The sequence below is a fragment of the Agarivorans sp. Z349TD_8 genome (assembly GCF_050870825.2).
Lineage (GTDB): Bacteria > Pseudomonadota > Gammaproteobacteria > Enterobacterales > Celerinatantimonadaceae > Agarivorans.
Map to the genome: position 1 here is coordinate 4,283,352 of NZ_CP194037.2, position 17,920 is coordinate 4,301,271.

Here is a 17,920-nt window from a genome sequence, read left to right on the forward strand (position 1 = left end):
GACTCGATGATATTCGGGACTTAGGCATTTGGTTTCAGCCAATAGTTGGCTGCGGTTTTACTGTTCAGCAATTGTTGGCATAATTTTTTCAAACGCAAAGGTCGTAGTGGTTTACTTAAGTAAGCAAAGCCTTGAGCGCGCACCCGGTCAATCAAGTCGGTATGACGATCGGCACTAATCACGATGCCATGACAGGACAGCTTCCCTTGATGGATCAGCCGCTGTAGCGCCTCGAGACCCGTTTTATCATGATCAAGATGGTAGTCACTTAGAATCAGCTCAGGGATCCAACCATCGGCAATCAACGCTTCCGCTTCTTCGACCGCTTCACAACACAGCACTTGGTAACCCCAACGACTCAACAAACTTTCCATGCCAACTAAGATCTCGGGCTCATTATCGATGCACAGCACCTTGGCCCCTTGGGTAACATTAATATTGTCATGTTCAACGGGGCTTAATTTGTGGACATTAAGCGCCTCCACAACGGGCACTGTCACATAGAACACCGAGCCTTTGCCGGGGGTTGATTCTACCCCAATCGGAATTTCTAATAATTCAGCAAATCCTTGAGCAATCGCCAAACCAAGACCCAAGCCTTCATCTCTCGCTCGGCCCGATTTATTGAGCTGTTGAAATTCTTCAAAAATTTGCTGCTGCTTGCTTTTCTCGATACCGGGACCGTTATCCCAGACTTCCAAGCGCAGGTAATTACCTTTGCGGCGAGCGCCCAATAGTACTTTCCCTTGAGGGTTGTAACGTAAGGCATTGGTTAAAAAGTTTTGTAAGATCCGCCGCAGCAACTTGCTATCGGTACTCACCGTTAGTCTGCTGGCTTGCAACTTCAACTCAACCCCTTGTTGTTGCGCTAAAGGCAAAAATTCTGCATGAATATGGTCCAGCAAGTGGCCAACCTCAAACTGTTCATTACTCACCTCCACCCGACCCGATTCCAAACGCGAAATATCTAGTAAATCACTAATGATCTCTTCCGCCGAATACAACGACTTATCAATGCTTGCCGCTAAAAATTCAGCTTCTTTACTCATCTCTGATTCCAGTAAGGAACCCACAAATAGTTTGGCCGCGTTCAGCGGTTGCATCAGATCATGGCTGACCGCCGCTAAAAACCGAGACTTGGATTGATTCGCCTGCTCAGCCGACAGTGTTGCCTGTACCAATTGCTGGTTGATCGAAGACAATTGCTGAGTGCGCTGAGCAACTCGCGCCTCCAATATTTCATTGGCCTGCTTGAGCATATCTTCGGCCTGCCTGAAGGTTGTGATATCACTAAAGGTCATCACATAACCACCGTTAGGCATCGGGTTCCCCTGCACCTGAATCACGCGTCCGTCTAAACGGACACGTGAAGAAGTATGGCTGGAGCCACGGCGTAAATGTTCCACCCGCCGCTCAACATGTTCTTCAATATCACCCGGCCCACACAAACCATTAATCGCATTATGACGGATCACCTCTTCAATAGGACGCCCGACCACTAATAGGCCATGAGGAAATTCAAACAATTCGGTATAACGACGATTCCAAGAAACCAACTTCAACTCGATATCAACGATAGCAATCCCTTGGTCGATATGTTCTATCGCCCCCTGCAACAAATGTTTGTTGTATTGCAACAATCCAGATGCTTCTTCAGCGATTGAAGCAAACTCTTCCAGCTGAACTTGCTTCCCCTGTAATACCGAACCAAGCACTAAACGAGCCGAAGAAGAGCCAAATACCCCGCCCAACATCCGCTCCGTTTCAGCAATTAATTCTACTGGGGCCTGTTGGTTAGGGCTCAGTTGCAAGCCTCGAGAAGCCGCGTACTTTTGAAAGCTCTCGTTAACGCGCTGTGTCCCAAGGAAACGAGACGACAGCATGTGCAGCTCTTCAACACTCACCTTCGACTGATAGAGCGCCCCAGCATCATCCGTCTTACCAATTTGCCCCACAAAGCTGCTGGCCTGTAGCCATTCAGAAACCGCCGGACTGGATAATTTAGAGCCGAGTAAATAGGCCAGCAAATTACACACTAAGCTCAGTACAACCCCCCAGTTATTATTCGAGATTAAGGGTTGACCATCCCACTGTGGAGCGGTCAGTCCCTCGACAATACTCTGCATTAGCCACCAATTTGGCCATAGATGCGGCAAACTATCGGTAATATTCAATAAATTGAGCAACCACAACAGCATGCCCACCGATAAACCAGCATACACACCAGTGCGGTTGCCTTCTCGCCAATACAAACCAAAAACCAAGGGGATCGCTAACTGAGCGATTGCGGCAAACGACAAGAAGCCAATATCGGCCAAATTCCCGACCTCTCCAAGGATCAAGAATGCGCCCCAGGCCAATAACAAGATCACTAAGATAGTGGTACGGCGTACGTTTAATAACAACTCACTAAACTGAGCAAAGTTACGTTGACTTAATCCGCCTTGTTTCAGTAATAAGGGCAACACCAGATCGTTGCTTACCATAATCGCTAAGGCGATGGTCGACACCACCACCATACCGCTGGCCGCAGAAGTCCCACCCAAAAAGGCCGCCATCCCAAGGATCTTATGCCCAGCCGCCAGCGGCAGGCTAATCACAAAATTATCGGCAGGAGTTCCCGCAGGCAATAAATAGTCTCCAGCAAAAGCGATCGGCAATACAAAAACCGCCAACAGCAATAAATAAGCGGGAAATAACCAACGTGCGGTCTGTAGGTCGTTCACCTGATTATTTTCAACCACCGTGACATGAAACTGCCTCGGCAGACAAATTACCGCCGACATAGCCAACAATGTCGCCACCACCAAATCGCTCACATTGGCGATACTCAGTTGCTGCCATTTATTGCCCATTGAGGCGCCTACCGCCTGCTGAGCCTCTACAGGTAAATCCCACAGCAGGCTAATAGCCAACAGCCCGACACAAACAAAGGCCAGCAATTTAATCAAAGACTCGAAGGCGATCGCGACAATAACTCCGCGGTGATGCTCCGTCGCATCAATATGGCGGGTTCCAAACAACATGGTAAAAATCGCCAGCGCGATGCTCACAAACAAGGCAATTTGTGAGCTACTGCCCTCGCCGACCGCTTGTCGCATTGGCTCGCCACCAAACAAATCCAAACCCATCACAATAGCCCTCAGCTGCAACGAGATATAGGGCAAAATACCAATGATACAAATTAAGGAAATCACCACAGCCAGAGTTTGCGATTTACCGTAACGGGCAGCAATAAAATCAGCGATGGTGGTAATATGTTCACGCTTGGCAATTAAGATCAGCCGCGCTAACAGCTTCCAGCCAAATAGAAACAACAAGATTGGACCAAGGTAAATAGGAATAAACGATAGCAGGTTTTCGCTAGCTTGCCCCACCGTGCCGTAAAACGTCCAGGAGGTACAGTAGACCGCGATCGAAAAGCTATAAAAAGCCGGTTGCCAACGCAGCCGCTCACTCTGGTTTTTATCGGTATAGTAGGCAATGACAAACAAAGCCCCCAAGTAAACCAACGACAGCGGAATCACTAACCAACCTTCGCTTACCATTTCCATCTTGAATCCGTTCCTTGTGACTCGCAGAGATCCTATCTAGCCCTAAAGCTGGCTATCTTTGGTGGTCGATTTTAATTCGACATAAAAGCACTTTTATCACGGCAAAAATGCGACGGCCTCAAAAACCAAACAAATCCCTCACTCATTCCTAACAAGGGGCAGGGGCTGGCGCAAATCGCTATCGCGCCCCCCTTTCAGGCCGCGCTTTAGCATGATTTAGACTAAAGTCGTCTAGGTAAAACTAACAAAAAAAGACATGCTTATCTGTGACCAAGACATAGAGTTATCCTACCCCATGGTGAGGCGATGAGCACAGATTTCAACTTCCAGCACCCACCTTTTGACCAACTAGAGCCTCAGCAACGGCAACTGGTCAGCAGCAATTTAGATATTCATTATTTTCAAAGTCAGCAGAAAATAGTGACTGCTGGCACCGAAGCAGAAGCGCTGTTTATTATTATTAAGGGGCAGGTTGAAGAGCGAGCGGACAACAATGATGAAGTGTTCGCTCACTATACCCATGAAGATTGGTTCGACGTACGCTCACAGTTTGGTGGTTACGCCAAACATGACTACCTCGCCTTAGAGGAAACCCTCTGTTATGCCTTGCCCAGCCGTATTTTTCGTCAGCTAGTCAGCGAAAACAGTGATTTTGGTGATTACTTTCAGCGCGATTTGGCGACTCGCCATCAATTAGTAGAATCCCGTGAAGGCAATAAAAATCTAGCCGAATTCATTTTAACCTGCATCGATGAGCGTAACGTGCAGCCAGCGGTGGTGATTGAAGGGGAAACCTCACTCCAACAAGCCACTTTTATCATGCGTGAACAAAAACTCGAATCTCTATTAGTTAATCACGATGGTTGCTTCGGTATGTTAACTGGTACTGATTTACTACACGCTGCAGTATTAGTGCAGCAATCGCTGGATACACCAGTTAGCCAGTTAGCTAATTTCAACTTAATTAGTGTCAATAAAGGCGATTTTTTATTTAATGCCATGTTGTTGATGACTCGTAATAACATCGAACGAGTCGTGGTAAAAGATGAGCAAAAAATCATTGGCGTGATGGAAATGTCTCACCTGCTCAGCCTCTTCTCCACTCATTCCCATGTATTAGCCTTACGTATTGCACGAGCCTCAAGCATTGAAGAACTCAGCGAAGCGGCCCTCACTCTCAACCGCCTCGTGGAAAATCTCTGCAATAATGGTATTCGCACCTTATTTGTGATGAAGCTATTGGCCACCATGAATGAACAAATCATTCATCGGGTATTTGATTTATCCATCGACCCAGAGCATCACAGCCATGTGTGTTTAATGGTGATGGGGAGTGAAGGGCGCGCAGAGCAAATCATTAAGACCGACCAAGACAACGGTCTGGTGCTCGAAGATGGTTACGATTGGCCGGAAAAACAACAGCAGCTAGAGCAGTTCAGCGATTACCTGCTACAACTAGGTTATCCGCCTTGTCCTGGCAAGATCATGGTCAACAATCCGCAATGGGTACAAAGTCAAAGTCAATGGAGTGAAACCATCGCCAACTGGGTTGAAATTGGCCACGGTGAAGCCATGATGAACATCGCCATTATCTTGGATGCCCATGCCATTGCTGGCAATAAAAGCCTATTACGGCATATGCGTAAAGATTTAATGGCGCAAATGGCCAAACGCAGCGTGACTCTGGCGTTTTTTGCTCAACCGGCCTTAAAATTTCACACGCCACTAACCCTATTTGGCAAGATCAAATCGAAACACGCTGGTTTAGACATCAAGAAAGGCGGCATCTTCCCCATTGTTCATGGCGTGAGAGCTCTCGCCCTAGAGCAATCAGTCATCCCCACCAATACCCTAGAGCGAATTGAATGTTTGGCTCAACTTAAGATCCTAGAAGCCGACATGGCCGCTAATCTCACCGAAGCTCTCTTATTGTTTTTCAAATTACGTATTCAACAGCTATTCCCGATCGACGAAGAGCATGACTATCACACCCTTAAACTGGAACAATTGAATCATAGTCAACGGGATCTATTGCGCCACGGTTTACATGTGGTGAAAAAGTTTAAGCAGCAATTGGCCTTACACTTCAATATCCGCGATTACTAGGCGAAGTAATGCTGCAACGTTTTCTGTATCAGCGTAAATATAAACACAGCGACTTCGCCGAGTTATTTCAACGTTATCGTGGTCAGCAATATGTCGCGCTCGATCTGGAAACCACCAGCTTAGACACCCGCCAAGCCGACATTGTTTCGATAGGTGCGGTACTGATCGATGAAAATAAAATCTTAACTAGTCAGCCCTTCGAAGCGAAGATCCAAGCCACCGATAAACTGGCTGGTGACTCAATTAAAATTCACCGGCTACGTCATCGTGATTTACAGCAAGGTTGTCGTATCGAAGACGCTCTGCCAGCCTTGCTCAAATTTATTGGCCCACGAGCCATCGTGGGTTACAACATCGGCTATGACCAACGCATTCTCAATCGCCATTGTCGACAATTGTACGGTTTTAAATTACTCAATCCACTCATCGATGTGGGCAGAATGTTTGCCGACAAGGTACATGTCGAGCATGTGGGGATCAGTCCCAACCTCGACCTGGAACATATTTGTAATAGCCTGAATATTCCGCTGTCGGGACGTCATCAAGCGATTGACGATGCAATAACCGCCGCGATGATTTATTTACGTTTAACCTACGGCCCCCGCCCCACCATGGCACTCCCCAAGCTAAGGTCTGGTTAGCACCGTGAGCAGGCTCTCAATTATCACCGATAACAATCAGAAGCACTTTGATTAATAAAACATTTCACTATTCTTTACAAATAATTAACCAAAAGTCTAATTGTCGACACGCGACGTCAGTGCGAATCTTATATCAAAATCCGAAACGTCATTGACGATATCCCGCCTCATCATGAGGAAGCAAGGAGAGGAACATGAGTGAACACAAGCTGTACCCAGTTAAAGCAAATATCGCTGAAGACTGCCTACTAGACAATCAACAATACTTAGACATGTACCAACAATCAATTGAACAGCCCGAACTGTTCTGGGGCAAGTACGGTAAAGAACTGCTGGATTGGATCGAACCCTTCAGCAAAGTGAAAAATAGCAGCTTCGATCCCGGACACGTCAGCATTAAATGGTTCGAAGATGGTCTACTAAATGTCAGCGCTAACTGTATCGACCGTCACTTACAACAACGCGGTAACGAAGTCGCAATTATTTGGGAAGGTGATAGCCCAGACGAAGACAGCAAGCTCACCTACCAAGAACTCTATGAGCAAGTCTGCAAATTTTCCAATGCACTAAAAGCCCAAGGCGTAAAAAAAGGTGAAGTGGTTTGCCTATATATGCCAATGGTTCCCGAAGCCGCGGTGGCCATGCTGGCTTGTACCCGAATTGGCGCAGTACATTCCATCGTGTTTGGTGGTTTCTCTCCAGAAGCGCTTGCAGGACGCATTATCGACTCGAATTCAAAATACGTGATTACTGCCGACGAAGGTTTGCGGGGTGGTCGTGGTGTACCTCTCAAAGCAAACGTTGACCAAGCTTTGGAGCACCCCGAGTGTGAGTTTGTGAAAAGCGTGGTGGTCCTCAAACGAACCGGTGCAGAAGTCGGCTGGCACGACAAGCGCGACGTTTGGTGGCACGAAGCCTGCGAAAATCAAGCCGCCGAGTGTCCACCAGAACCCATGAACGCGGAAGATCCTTTATTTATCTTATATACCTCGGGTTCAACGGGTAAGCCCAAAGGCGTACTGCACACCACTGGCGGCTATTTACTGTATGCCACCATGACCTTTAAGTATGTTTTTGATTATCACCCAGGTGACATCTATTGGTGTACCGCCGACGTTGGCTGGATCACAGGTCACAGCTATTTGGTTTATGGCCCGCTTGCCAATGGCGCAACCACCATTTTGTTTGAAGGGGTGCCAAACTACCCAACTTCGGCACGCATGAGCGAAGTCTGCGACAAACATCAGGTAAGTATTTTATACACCGCTCCCACCGCAATCCGGGCCCTAATGGCTCAGGGCGATGCAGCGATCGAAGGCACCAGCCGCAGTAGCCTACGGATTATGGGCTCGGTGGGTGAGCCCATCAACCCAGAGGCTTGGGAGTGGTATTACCGTACCATTGGCGATCAACGCTGCCCAATTGTTGATACTTGGTGGCAAACCGAAACTGGCGGGATCCTAATTACGCCCCTTCCAGGAGCCACCGAACTCAAACCGGGCTCTGCGACTCGCCCCTTCTTTGGCGTTCAACCTGCTTTGGTCGATAATGAAGGCAATGAGCTGAGCGGTGCCGCCGAAGGAAACTTGATCATCAAAGACAGCTGGCCAGGACAAATGCGCACCGTTTATGGTGATCATGAACGGTTTGAACAAACCTACTTCTCCACATTCCCCGGCTCCTATACCACTGGTGATGGCGCTCGCCGCGACGAAGATGGTTATTATTGGATCACTGGTCGGGTCGATGATGTATTAAACGTGAGTGGACACCGAATGGGCACTGCCGAAATTGAAAGTGCCTTGGTCGCGCATCCGAAGATTTCAGAGGCCGCTGTGGTAGGCGTGCCCCACGAAATCAAAGGACAAGGCATCTATGCCTACATCACCCTCATGGCTGGCGAAGAACCCAGCGCCGAGCTACACAAAGAGGTCAAAGCTTGGGTGCGCAAAGAAATTGGGCCAATTGCCACCCCCGATATCCTGCACTGGGCAGAAGCACTACCAAAAACCCGCTCTGGTAAAATTATGCGTCGTATTTTGCGTAAAATTGCCACCAACGAAACCGACTCTTTGGGGGATACTTCAACCTTGGCGGATCCATCGGTGGTTGATAAGTTAATTCAGGAAAAATCGAACGCAGCTTAAATCTAAGTGCGATATTCAGCCGTTTGCATCGACTGCAAACGGCTTTTTTGTTCATAAGAGAAAACCACAGCGTAGAAACTGGCATTTCTACAAAACAGCCTCCTATTTTTAAACGACTCACCACTATCAACCTAAGGCTTGGGATCAAAATCCAGCGGCCAAGCTAAACCTGCTGTAGTGGAACCAGATCAAACTATCCGCGGTCACTTAAGATTAAACTGAAACCAAATCAAAATTGATGTTTTTATATAGGACTCACTTCATGGTAGGGAAAAATATGAACAAGACTAAAATTGTGGCAATTCTGCTGCTGTTATCCAGTAGCGTTGTAAGCTTTACCAGCTTAGCCACTGAACGAGCCGAGCAGGCCTGGCAATACATCACCGATAAACAGGCATTGCTAATTGATGTCCGTAGCCCTCATGAATTCCAACAAGGACACTTAAACGGCGCCCAAAATATGCCTCATCAAACTGTCGCCGCCCATATTGAACAACTCACCACAGACAGAAACCAAGCGATAGTCGTTTATTGTCGCTCAGGAAATCGGGCCAATTACGCCTTACAGGTATTACAACAAATGGGCTACCAGCAAGTGGTTAATGGCGGCGGCCTACAAGAAATGCTGGCTGAAAAGCCCTAAACGGCGTTGCTCGATAACGGCTGGTTGATACTACTCTGCATCTTAGATGCTTGATTCAGTCTAACTTCAGACAATAAACCCGCTGCGCCAGTAAACCATCCTTAAAGATCAGTCGTCCAGTAATAACAAAGGCAGGCGATTTAGCCTGCCTTTAGTGAATGATACAACAAGCGCTTATTTTGCGATCAAATGAGTCTCATCGAATACTGCCGATTGACTATCCAGGCTTACCTTAGGTACTCGCCGCGCGAGTAAATAGTAAAATAAGGGGGTGAGTAACAAACCAAATACAGTGACCCCAATCATGCCATAAAATACTGCCACACCAATTGCCTGACGCATCTCAGCCCCTTCTCCAGTAGAATAGACCATCGGCACCACCCCCATAATAAAGGCGATGGATGTCATTAATATTGGCCGCAAGCGCAGGTGAGCCGCTTCCAAGATGGCGTCCATCACCGTACGACCTTGATCCTGCAATTCTTTGGCAAATTCGACAATTAGGATCGCGTTTTTGGTGGCTAAAGCAACCAACACAATTAAACCTATTTGAGTAAAGATATTGTTGTCCCCTCCCGATAACAATACCCCACTAATTGCCGAAAGTAAGGTCATCGGAATAATCAAAATAATGGCCATCGGCAAGCGTAAACTTTCGTATTGCGCGGCTAATACCATAAACACCAACAAAATAACCAAGGGATAAACAAACATCGCGGTATTCCCAGAAAGCTGCTGCTGATAACTTAGCTCGGTCCACTCATAACTCATCCCTATCGGTAGCGTCTCCGCTAAGATTTTCTCAATCGCGGCCTGCGCTTCCCCCGAACTGTAACCCGCTGCCGCACTACCGTTGATTTCAGCAGTGGTATAGGCGTTGTAATGCATCACCCGATCGGGGCCCGTAACCGAGTCTATTGACATAAACGATCCAAGGGGGATCATCACACCATCACGATTACGCAACTTAAGCTGGCTAATCTGCTCTGGCGACTGCCGGAACTGCTCATCTGCTTGCATATTTACCTGATAGGTACGTCCAAATTTATTGAAGTCATTCACATAGACCGAGCCCATATAAGCTTGCAAGGTAGTAAAGACCTCATCCAGAGACACTCCCAGCTGCATCGCCTTGGTTCTGTCTAAATCCAACTGTAACTGGGGCACCTTCACCTGATAACTCGAAAATATCCCCGCTAAGGCCGGATCCGCCCAAGCTTTTTGCATCACTTGCATGGTGACATTCGCCAGCGCTTCATAACCTAAGTTGGCGCGATCTTGGATCTGCAACCTAAAACCACCAATGCTGCCTAAACCTTGCACTGGCGGCGGCGGGAAAATCGCAATAAAGGCTTCTTGGATGCCCGCAAATTTTTGATTCAACGCGCCAGCAATCGCATTCGCACTCAAACTCGGATCTTGGCGTTGAGAAAAATCAGTTAAAGGCGTAAACACAATCGCACTATTCGGACTATTGGTGAAACCATTAATACTTAAACCAGGAAAAGCCACCGCGTGCGCAACTCCCGGCTGGGCGAGAACTATGTCTGTCATTTGTTTCACCACGGCTTCGGTGCGCTGTAGTGATGCCGCATCGGGCAATTGAGCAAAGGCAACTAAATATTGCTTATCTTGGCTAGGTACATAACCAGTTGGCGTATTCATAAATTGATAGCCAGTCAACCCGAGCAAAGCCACATAGATAATCCCAACCAGTGCCGCTAAGCGAATGATTTTTTTAATCATCACCGCATAGACGCTGGCGCCTTTATCAAACAGTCGATTAAACGGTGCAAAAATCAATTTACCGAACAGACCGTCCATGATCCGAGTCAAACGGTCTTTAGGCTGATCATGCCCTTTCAATAATAAGGCCGACAAGGCAGGGCTCAAGGTCAATGAGTTTAGCGCGGAAATAAAGGTCGAAATGGTAATGGTCAAGGCAAATTGCCGATAAAACTGTCCTGTTAAACCAGACATAAAGGCCGTCGGAATAAATACCGCCGCCAAAACCAAAGTGGTCGCGACAATCGGGCCCGTCACTTCCTTCATCGCTTGCTGAGTTGCAGCAACCGGGCTTAAGCCATTGGCAATATTTCGCTGGACATTTTCCACCACGACAATCGCGTCATCTACCACAATACCGATGGCCAGCACTAAACCAAATAAAGACAGCGCGTTTAGCGAAAAACCCAGCAAATGCATGAAGGCAAAAGTTCCCACCAGCGATACCGGTACCGCCACCAAAGGAATAATTGAAGCGCGCCAAGTTTGTAAGAACAAGACCACCACAAACACCACCAGCAACAGAGCTTCAAACAGTGTTTTAACCACCGCCTTAATTGAGCCACGAACAAATACCGTGGGATCATAAACCGTGGCGTAGCTTAAACCCTGCGGAAATCCCTTCGCCAATTCGACCATTCTCGCTCGTACATCTTCCGAAATTTGAATCGCATTGGAACCCGAAGCCTGAAATACCCCAATTGCAATAGCATCCTTATTATCCAACATCGACCCCAGCGCATAGCTACTGGCACCTAATTCCACCCGAGCCACATCTCTTAAGCGGCTAATCTCGCCCTGATCGCCTACTTTGATGATGATGTCTTCAAATTCGTCTACATTGTCTAAGCGCCCCTTCACATTGATTAACAACTGAAAGTCAGACTCGCCGCTGGGTTGTGCTCCTAAACTGCCTGCTGCAGCTTGTTGGTTTTGCTGACGAATCGCGGTGATAATTTGGCTGGGGTTTAAACCTAAAGCCGCCACTTTATTGGGATCGAGCCAAACTCTTAAACTGTATTCTCCAGCACCGAATAGACGCACCGCGCCCACTCCTTCGATGCGCGCCAGCTCATCTCGAACATTTAATGCCGCATAATTAGATAAATAGAGTAAGTCATAACGTTCATCCGGCGAAGTCAGGTGAACGACCATGGTCAGATCAGGCGAAGACTTTTCGGTGGTGATCCCTAAACGTTGCACCACTTCTGGCAAACGCGGGGTGGCTCGGTCAACCCGACTTTGCACTTGGGCTTGCGCCTGTTCGACATCACTGCCAATGGCAAAAGTCACAGTGAGGGTCATTCGGCCATCGGAGGTGGCTTGAGAAGACATATACAGCATGTTTTCCACACCGTTAATTTCTTGCTCCAGCGGAGAGGCGACAGTGTCAGCAATCACCTTCGGATTGGCACCAGGATAATTGGCCGTCACCACCACCGTAGGCGGTACAACTTCCGGATATTCAGTAATTGGCAATTGCCACACCGCAATAGCGCCCGCAATAAACACCAATAACGATAACACCGCCGCAAATATCGGTCGTTTGATAAAAAACTGAGAAAACATGGGGCTATCCTTGCTGAGCAGAAATATCAGGATTTGAACTTAAGCGTTGATACTGTTGCTGAAATAAACGCTGAGAGTCATGCAGGGTGGAGAGCACCGCTTCACTAGCCATGCTACGCGCCACCGGAGTGACCTGCATTTGTGGGCGAACTCGTTGTAAACCATTTACCACGATCCGCTCTGAGCCCGACAAACCTTGGCTGACGATTCGTAAGCCATTGATCTCTTCGCCCAGAACCACTGGGCGATACTGCACCACATTGTGCTCATCTAACACCAATACAAACTGATTGTTCAAATCAGTGCCCACCGCTCTATCATCGATCAATATTGCTTGATAACTACTGCTGCCTGCGATCCGTAAACGGGTATACATGCCCGGTAATAACGCGCCATCTGGATTCGCAAAACGAGCTCGCAAACGGATCGTACCAGTGTTTTGACTCAACGCATTATCAATGAAGTCAATCCGCCCTAGATGACTAAATTGAGACTCATTCGCCAAAGCCATTTGCACCACCGCGACACTATCTGCGTTTCCAGCTTGTGGTAAGACACCCGTTAACTGTTGATACTTGAGAAAGCTCTGTTCATCCACATCAAAGTAAGCATACATATGCTGGGTGGAGACAATACGTGTGAGTGACGTTTCACCCAAATTGACATAGTTGCCTGCCGTAATAAGAGCATTCGAAACGCGCCCCGAAATCGGCGCGCGCACATCACAAAAGGCGAGGTCTAGGCGCGCGCTTGATAAAGCAGCATTAATCGAGGCCACCGACGCAGCGCCTTGCTCTTGAGCAGAAAACCGACTGTCGAGCAATTCATCGGCTATCGCTTGTTGACGACTCAAGGCTTGCGCTCGCTGGTAGTTTTTCTTGGCTAAGGCAAAACTACTTTTAGCGCTGGCCAATTCGGCCTCTAAGCGAGCCACTTCTGCAGCAAAGACGCGGGCATCAATTTTAAATAACACCTCGCCCTTTTTCACCACACTACCTTCCGTAAATAACACCTGCTCGATATAGCCAGAAACCCGTGGCATCACCATCACGGTTTGCGGCGCTTGCAGACGACCGGTATATAAGTCTGTTTCGGTAATTTTCTCTAGCAACACCTTAGCCACCTCAACAGAGGGTGGTGGAGGTGCAACATCACCTGCGGCCTCAGACTTTCCACATGCGACGAGGCTAATACTAAGTACGCCCATGCAGAACAATTTGACTAAATCGAAAACAGAAGCCATGGCAGGTCCCTCAAATAATAAATGTGGTGAGATAAATCCATTTTGTACTGCTCGGTATAATAGTATTGAAACGTGACCGGGTTCAAGCTGTTTTTTGTACCGAGTGGTATTTAATTGTTTGAACCGCTTAAAGTGGTAAGATGAGAACGATTAATAAAAACTTAAGGATCATTGATGTCATTGAAATGCTGTGGCAATCCAGGTCGCCCCCGTAATTTTGACCCGGCGAAAGCTTTAGCCGCTGCACTACAAGTGTTCTGGGAAAAAGGTTATGAAGGCGCATCCTTAAATGAATTAACTCAGGCCATGGGGATTAACAAACCCAGTATGTACGCCACTTTTGGTAATAAAGAACAGCTTTTTTTTAAAGCCATCGAACTTTATGAGCAGCGGCCTAACGCCTATTTCTATCCAGCCTTAGCAAAAGCAACAGCTTATCAGGTGGCTGAACATATATTGCAGGGGGCTATTACCAACCTTAGCGACCCCACACAACCTCAGGGTTGCGTTGTCATACAAGCGGCCCTGTCTTGTGGACAATCAGCCAATAGCATTAAAGAAGCCCTCAAAGACCGACGTAACCAAGCAGGAGCAGCCTTATTACAACGCTTTCAACGAGCCCAACAAGAACAAGACCTAAGGGCCGACGCGAGCCCCGAAGCATTAGCGCATTATTTAGCAACAGTACTACAAGGTTTGAACGTACATGCCACCAACGGTGCCAGCATCCAACAACTAGAACTAATTGCAAAGCTCACACTGGCAACCTTTCAAAACGCCACTCGAGATCCTGCTACAGACTAAGTATTCGCTTGTTTATCACGACGATAACGTCCTGGAGAAATAGAAAAGTACTTTTTGAAACGATGTGCAAAGGCAAAACCATCTTGATAGCCCAGTTGACTCGCGATGACCTCTATCGACCAATTACTCTCACGCAATAGATATCGAGCATGCTCCAAACGCAAACGGGTTAAATATTGCTTAGGGCTGGTTTGAAATTCTTGTCGGAACAAACGGTAACAATGGGCTTCTGATACCGACAAACGCTGCGCCATATCAGTCACCGACCAAGGGTAATGTAGCGAAGAACGCAACTGTTGCTCTAAATTATGCAAAGGATTGGGCGCTTCGCCCTTTAGTGGTTTAAGTAACTGCAATAAATAACGTTTGAGTAGCTGGGTTAAGGCTGCCTCAACCAAAGGATCGGCCTGTTGTTTTACTTCTTCATCCAGTAATAGCTTTAAACACTGATCGATACTTTGGCCAGAATCTATTTGTATTACTTTCGCTTGCGGTGGGAAACGATACCAACTCAGATCAGCCGAAAATAATAACCAATTATGTCGCCAAAAGTGACTCGCCAGGCTAATCGAATAATGTGCCCCCGCAGGTAACAACAGCATTTCATTCGGACCGATCCGCTGCTGGCCTTGCGGGGTATGCAGGCGTCCGGCCCCCGCCATCGATAACACCAACAAATGTTCCTTGGGTGCCCGCCGACTCACAAAATATTCCCCACGAAGATAAGAAACCCCCGCTAAACTCACCTGTAATTCAGCCAACTCCGAAAATCGTTCGGTGGTGAGGAAGCGCTCGACACAACGAGGGCCGATGTCGAGCTTGTCTTGCCAATGACGAAGATTCATAAATGATAGTTTTAAACATATTATGGATAGCTTCAATTATGTGTCATGCGGAGCAAATAAGATAGGATCCCGCCGTCTATCGTTACTTGCTAGATAGCTTCAATCAGATGAAGCTCACGTTTTGAGGTTTTTATGCACACATCTTCCAATTCATTAAATCGCGCTTGGTTAGAGCAGTTTTGGCGTCTCGCTTGGCCGATTTCGCTACAAGCTGTATTGCTCAGCTTATTAAGCTTAGTCGATGTGCTCATGGTAGCGACCATCGGAGACGCCGAAGTGGCTGCGGTGGGTTATGCTGGCCGCGCTTTTTTTGTTGCGATTATTATTTTAAACGGTTTCTCTACCGCCTGTGCCACACTCAGTGCCCAGCATTGGGGCTCAAAAAATTGGCCCGCCATTGGCCGTACCGTAGCGCTGTCGTTTTACGCAGGATTACTGTTTACCGCTATCGCTCTTGGCCTCATGCTGCTAAGCCCAACAACCATTATGCAATGGGGAAGCAGCGATGCCCAGCTCATCGCAATTGGTGCCGATTACATTCAAGTCACCGCGCTGATGCTGTTATTTACCTTACCGGTCACTCTCGTTGAATCCGCCTTACGGGCGAGCGGAAACACCAAACTGCCACTGTACATTAGTATGTTTGCGGTCGTGACTAATATCGCATTAAATCAAATACTTATCTTCGGTTTAGGGCCAATTCCAGCAATGGGCGTTGTCGGCGCAGGGATCGCCACAGTTGTCGCTCGAGCATTACAACTATTGATTCTGTCGGTTATTTTAAAGTTACAAGACCACCCGCTACTGAAGGTGAGTTTCATCGGCTTCTGGCAACTCCATAAAACTGAATGGCTCAACTATGCCAAACTGGCGGTCCCCTTAGTTATCAATTTTGGTATTTGGTCGATTGGGGTATTTGTTTATGCCACCTTATATGGGCAACTGGGAACAAATGCTCTAGCAGCGATGAGTTTAATTAGCCCGATTGAAGGGATCGCAATTTCTTGCTTTATTGGCTTTTCAGCTGCCTGCTCGATCATGATTGGCAATAAATTAGGTGTAAACCAATTTACTCAAGCATGGAAAGATGCTCGCGCGTCGCTCATCGTAAGCCCTATTGCAGCGATGGGAATTGGCGTGCTGGTATGGTTACTAAGCTATCCATTACTCAACTTATTTGGAGCCCTAGAAAGTGACACCCTAAACTTGGCTCGACAGTTAATATTAATACTCGCGACAACCACCTGGATCCGTATATTTAATATGGTGTTAATTAATGGGATCCTGCGTAGTGGTGGCGACAATGGATTTTGTCTGATGTCCGATACATTTTGCCAATGGGGCGTGGGCTTAATGGCCACATCTATTGCCATTTTAGTGTTTGATGTTAGCCTGTTAACCGCCTATTGCATCGCTCTAAGTGAAGAAGTTTGTAAGGCTCTCCTGTGTTTTTGGCGGATGAATCAGAAAAAATGGTTGCGCAACCTAACTACCGGTTCATTTGCCGAAACGAACTGATTAGACCAGAAAAATGCTGCCATTTTCTGCGAAAACACTATAATCATCGAAAATTAGAGTTAGTTAGCATATTTATTTTCAAAAAATGTGCTAATCTTTCTTAAATTACCAGTTCCATAACTTAAGTAGAATTTTCAACGAAAATGTCTAACAAATTCTCTATTTTGCTGCTCAATGGCCCAAATCTAAACTTACTCGGAAAACGAGAGCCAGAAATTTATGGTCGACAAACTTTAGACGATATTGTGCAGCTCTTACGTACCCAAGCCGAAGCGCAGGGTGCCAGCCTTGATGATTTTCAGTCCAATACTGAAGGCGAACTAATTAACCGGATCCATCAAGCCATGGGAGAAGTTGATTTTATTTTAATCAACCCTGCGGCGTTTACCCATACCAGTGTAGCACTACGTGATGCCTTGCTCGGTGTAAACATCCCATTTATAGAAATCCATCTATCTAACGTGCATGCACGTGAGCCCTTTCGCCATCATTCTTATCTTGCTGATAAGGCCGAAGGCGTGATCTGTGGTCTAGGTAGCCAAGGATACCAATTTGCTTTAACTGCTGCGCTCGCCCAGTTGCAGCAGTAGCCATTTAATTAACCTAATACGATAAAAGAGAGCCCCTATGGATATTCGCAAGATTAAAAAATTAATCGAATTAGTAGAAGAGTCAGGTGTTGCCGAATTAGAAATTACCGAAGGTGAAGAATCGGTACGCATTAGCCGCAATTTTAGTGGTGCTGCGCAACAAACAATCTATGCGCCAGCCCCCGTAGCTGCGCCAGTTTCCGCACCAAGCGCAGCCCCAGCAGAAAAAGAAGTCTCATCAGGTCATCAACTGCTATCGCCTATGGTTGGCACTTTTTACCGCTCGTCTTCTCCAGAAGCACAACCATTTGTACAAGAAGGTCAGCAAGTGAATGTGGGTGACACACTTTGCATTATTGAAGCGATGAAGATGATGAATCAAATCGACTCTGACAAAGCCGGTGTTGTGAAGGCGATATTAGTTGAAGACGGTAATCCTGTAGAGTTTGATGAACCGCTATTCATCATCGAATAA

12 protein-coding genes are annotated in these 17,920 nt (G+C 47.1%); 8 read left to right on the top strand and 4 right to left on the bottom strand.

Annotated features, from left to right (window positions below; all coding sequences use genetic code 11):
- Positions 1-20: 20 nt before the first annotated feature.
- The gene (locus tag ACRRS1_RS19250) at positions 21-3,554 is read right to left on the bottom strand and encodes a PAS domain-containing hybrid sensor histidine kinase/response regulator (protein WP_432455903.1); all 3,534 of its coding nucleotides are present in this window, start codon (positions 3,552-3,554) and stop codon (positions 21-23) included.
- Positions 3,555-3,860: 306 nt separating this feature from the next.
- Between ACRRS1_RS19250 and ACRRS1_RS19255 the strand changes: the two genes are divergently transcribed.
- The 4 genes from ACRRS1_RS19255 (at position 3,861) to ACRRS1_RS19270 (ending at position 9,091) form a co-directional block, all read left to right on the top strand.
- Positions 3,861-5,660, top strand: a complete 1,800-nt coding sequence (locus tag ACRRS1_RS19255; protein WP_432463845.1) for a DUF294 nucleotidyltransferase-like domain-containing protein — start codon at positions 3,861-3,863, stop codon at positions 5,658-5,660.
- 8 nt (positions 5,661-5,668) lie between these two features.
- Positions 5,669-6,301 (top strand): 3'-5' exonuclease, encoded by a 633-nt coding sequence (locus tag ACRRS1_RS19260; RefSeq protein ID WP_432468913.1) that lies wholly within the window; start codon positions 5,669-5,671, stop codon positions 6,299-6,301.
- Between the two features lie 194 nt (positions 6,302-6,495).
- Entirely contained in the window at positions 6,496-8,448 is a 1,953-nt protein-coding gene (gene acs, locus ACRRS1_RS19265; protein ID WP_432460222.1) for an acetate--CoA ligase, read from the top strand.
- A gap of 277 nt (positions 8,449-8,725) precedes the next feature.
- Positions 8,726-9,091, top strand: a complete 366-nt coding sequence (locus ACRRS1_RS19270; RefSeq protein WP_432455899.1) for a rhodanese-like domain-containing protein — start codon at positions 8,726-8,728, stop codon at positions 9,089-9,091.
- A gap of 174 nt (positions 9,092-9,265) precedes the next feature.
- On the opposite strand, the gene ACRRS1_RS19275 is transcribed toward ACRRS1_RS19270, so the two are convergent.
- Complete coding sequence (locus ACRRS1_RS19275) at positions 9,266-12,445, bottom strand: efflux RND transporter permease subunit (RefSeq protein ID WP_432468912.1); 3,180 nt, start codon at positions 12,443-12,445, stop codon at positions 9,266-9,268.
- Positions 12,446-12,449: 4 nt separating this feature from the next.
- Positions 12,450-13,688, bottom strand: coding sequence for an efflux RND transporter periplasmic adaptor subunit (locus ACRRS1_RS19280; RefSeq protein ID WP_432468911.1), 1,239 nt, complete (start codon positions 13,686-13,688; stop codon positions 12,450-12,452).
- Between the two features lie 174 nt (positions 13,689-13,862).
- Here ACRRS1_RS19280 and ACRRS1_RS19285 point away from each other — a divergent pair, with 174 nt between their 5' ends.
- On the top strand, positions 13,863-14,492 hold the full coding sequence (locus ACRRS1_RS19285; protein ID WP_432463849.1) for a TetR/AcrR family transcriptional regulator: 630 nt from the start codon (positions 13,863-13,865) through the stop codon (positions 14,490-14,492).
- On the opposite strand, the gene ACRRS1_RS19290 is transcribed toward ACRRS1_RS19285, so the two are convergent.
- Positions 14,489-15,337, bottom strand: a complete 849-nt coding sequence (locus ACRRS1_RS19290) for an AraC family transcriptional regulator (protein WP_432463850.1) — start codon at positions 15,335-15,337, stop codon at positions 14,489-14,491. The two genes, ACRRS1_RS19285 and ACRRS1_RS19290, sit on opposite strands and share 4 nt — an antisense overlap.
- A 132-nt stretch (positions 15,338-15,469) precedes the next feature.
- Between ACRRS1_RS19290 and ACRRS1_RS19295 the strand changes: the two genes are divergently transcribed.
- From ACRRS1_RS19295 to accB, 3 genes are all read left to right on the top strand, one after another.
- On the top strand, positions 15,470-16,855 hold the full coding sequence (locus ACRRS1_RS19295; protein ID WP_432468910.1) for an MATE family efflux transporter: 1,386 nt from the start codon (positions 15,470-15,472) through the stop codon (positions 16,853-16,855).
- Positions 16,856-16,998: 143 nt separating this feature from the next.
- Complete coding sequence (gene aroQ / locus ACRRS1_RS19300; protein WP_432455893.1) at positions 16,999-17,445, top strand: type II 3-dehydroquinate dehydratase; 447 nt, start codon at positions 16,999-17,001, stop codon at positions 17,443-17,445.
- A 37-nt stretch (positions 17,446-17,482) separates the two neighbouring features.
- On the top strand, positions 17,483-17,920 hold the full coding sequence (accB, locus tag ACRRS1_RS19305; RefSeq protein WP_432468909.1) for an acetyl-CoA carboxylase biotin carboxyl carrier protein: 438 nt from the start codon (positions 17,483-17,485) through the stop codon (positions 17,918-17,920).

What these genes read in the sequence shown, in the direction of transcription:
- ACRRS1_RS19250 (WP_432455903.1), bottom strand. Translation starts at nt 3,554, where the DNA reads ATGGAAATGGTAAGCGAAGGTTGGTTAGTGATTCCGCTGTCGTTGGTT.
- ACRRS1_RS19255 (WP_432463845.1), top strand. Translation starts at nt 3,861, where the DNA reads ATGAGCACAGATTTCAACTTCCAGCACCCACCTTTTGACCAACTAGAG.
- ACRRS1_RS19260 (WP_432468913.1), top strand. Translation starts at nt 5,669, where the DNA reads ATGCTGCAACGTTTTCTGTATCAGCGTAAATATAAACACAGCGACTTC.
- acs (WP_432460222.1), top strand. Translation starts at nt 6,496, where the DNA reads ATGAGTGAACACAAGCTGTACCCAGTTAAAGCAAATATCGCTGAAGAC.
- ACRRS1_RS19270 (WP_432455899.1), top strand. Translation starts at nt 8,726, where the DNA reads ATGAACAAGACTAAAATTGTGGCAATTCTGCTGCTGTTATCCAGTAGC.
- ACRRS1_RS19275 (WP_432468912.1), bottom strand. Translation starts at nt 12,445, where the DNA reads ATGTTTTCTCAGTTTTTTATCAAACGACCGATATTTGCGGCGGTGTTA.
- ACRRS1_RS19280 (WP_432468911.1), bottom strand. Translation starts at nt 13,688, where the DNA reads ATGGCTTCTGTTTTCGATTTAGTCAAATTGTTCTGCATGGGCGTACTT.
- ACRRS1_RS19285 (WP_432463849.1), top strand. Translation starts at nt 13,863, where the DNA reads ATGTCATTGAAATGCTGTGGCAATCCAGGTCGCCCCCGTAATTTTGAC.
- ACRRS1_RS19290 (WP_432463850.1), bottom strand. Translation starts at nt 15,337, where the DNA reads ATGAATCTTCGTCATTGGCAAGACAAGCTCGACATCGGCCCTCGTTGT.
- ACRRS1_RS19295 (WP_432468910.1), top strand. Translation starts at nt 15,470, where the DNA reads ATGCACACATCTTCCAATTCATTAAATCGCGCTTGGTTAGAGCAGTTT.
- aroQ (WP_432455893.1), top strand. Translation starts at nt 16,999, where the DNA reads ATGTCTAACAAATTCTCTATTTTGCTGCTCAATGGCCCAAATCTAAAC.
- accB (WP_432468909.1), top strand. Translation starts at nt 17,483, where the DNA reads ATGGATATTCGCAAGATTAAAAAATTAATCGAATTAGTAGAAGAGTCA.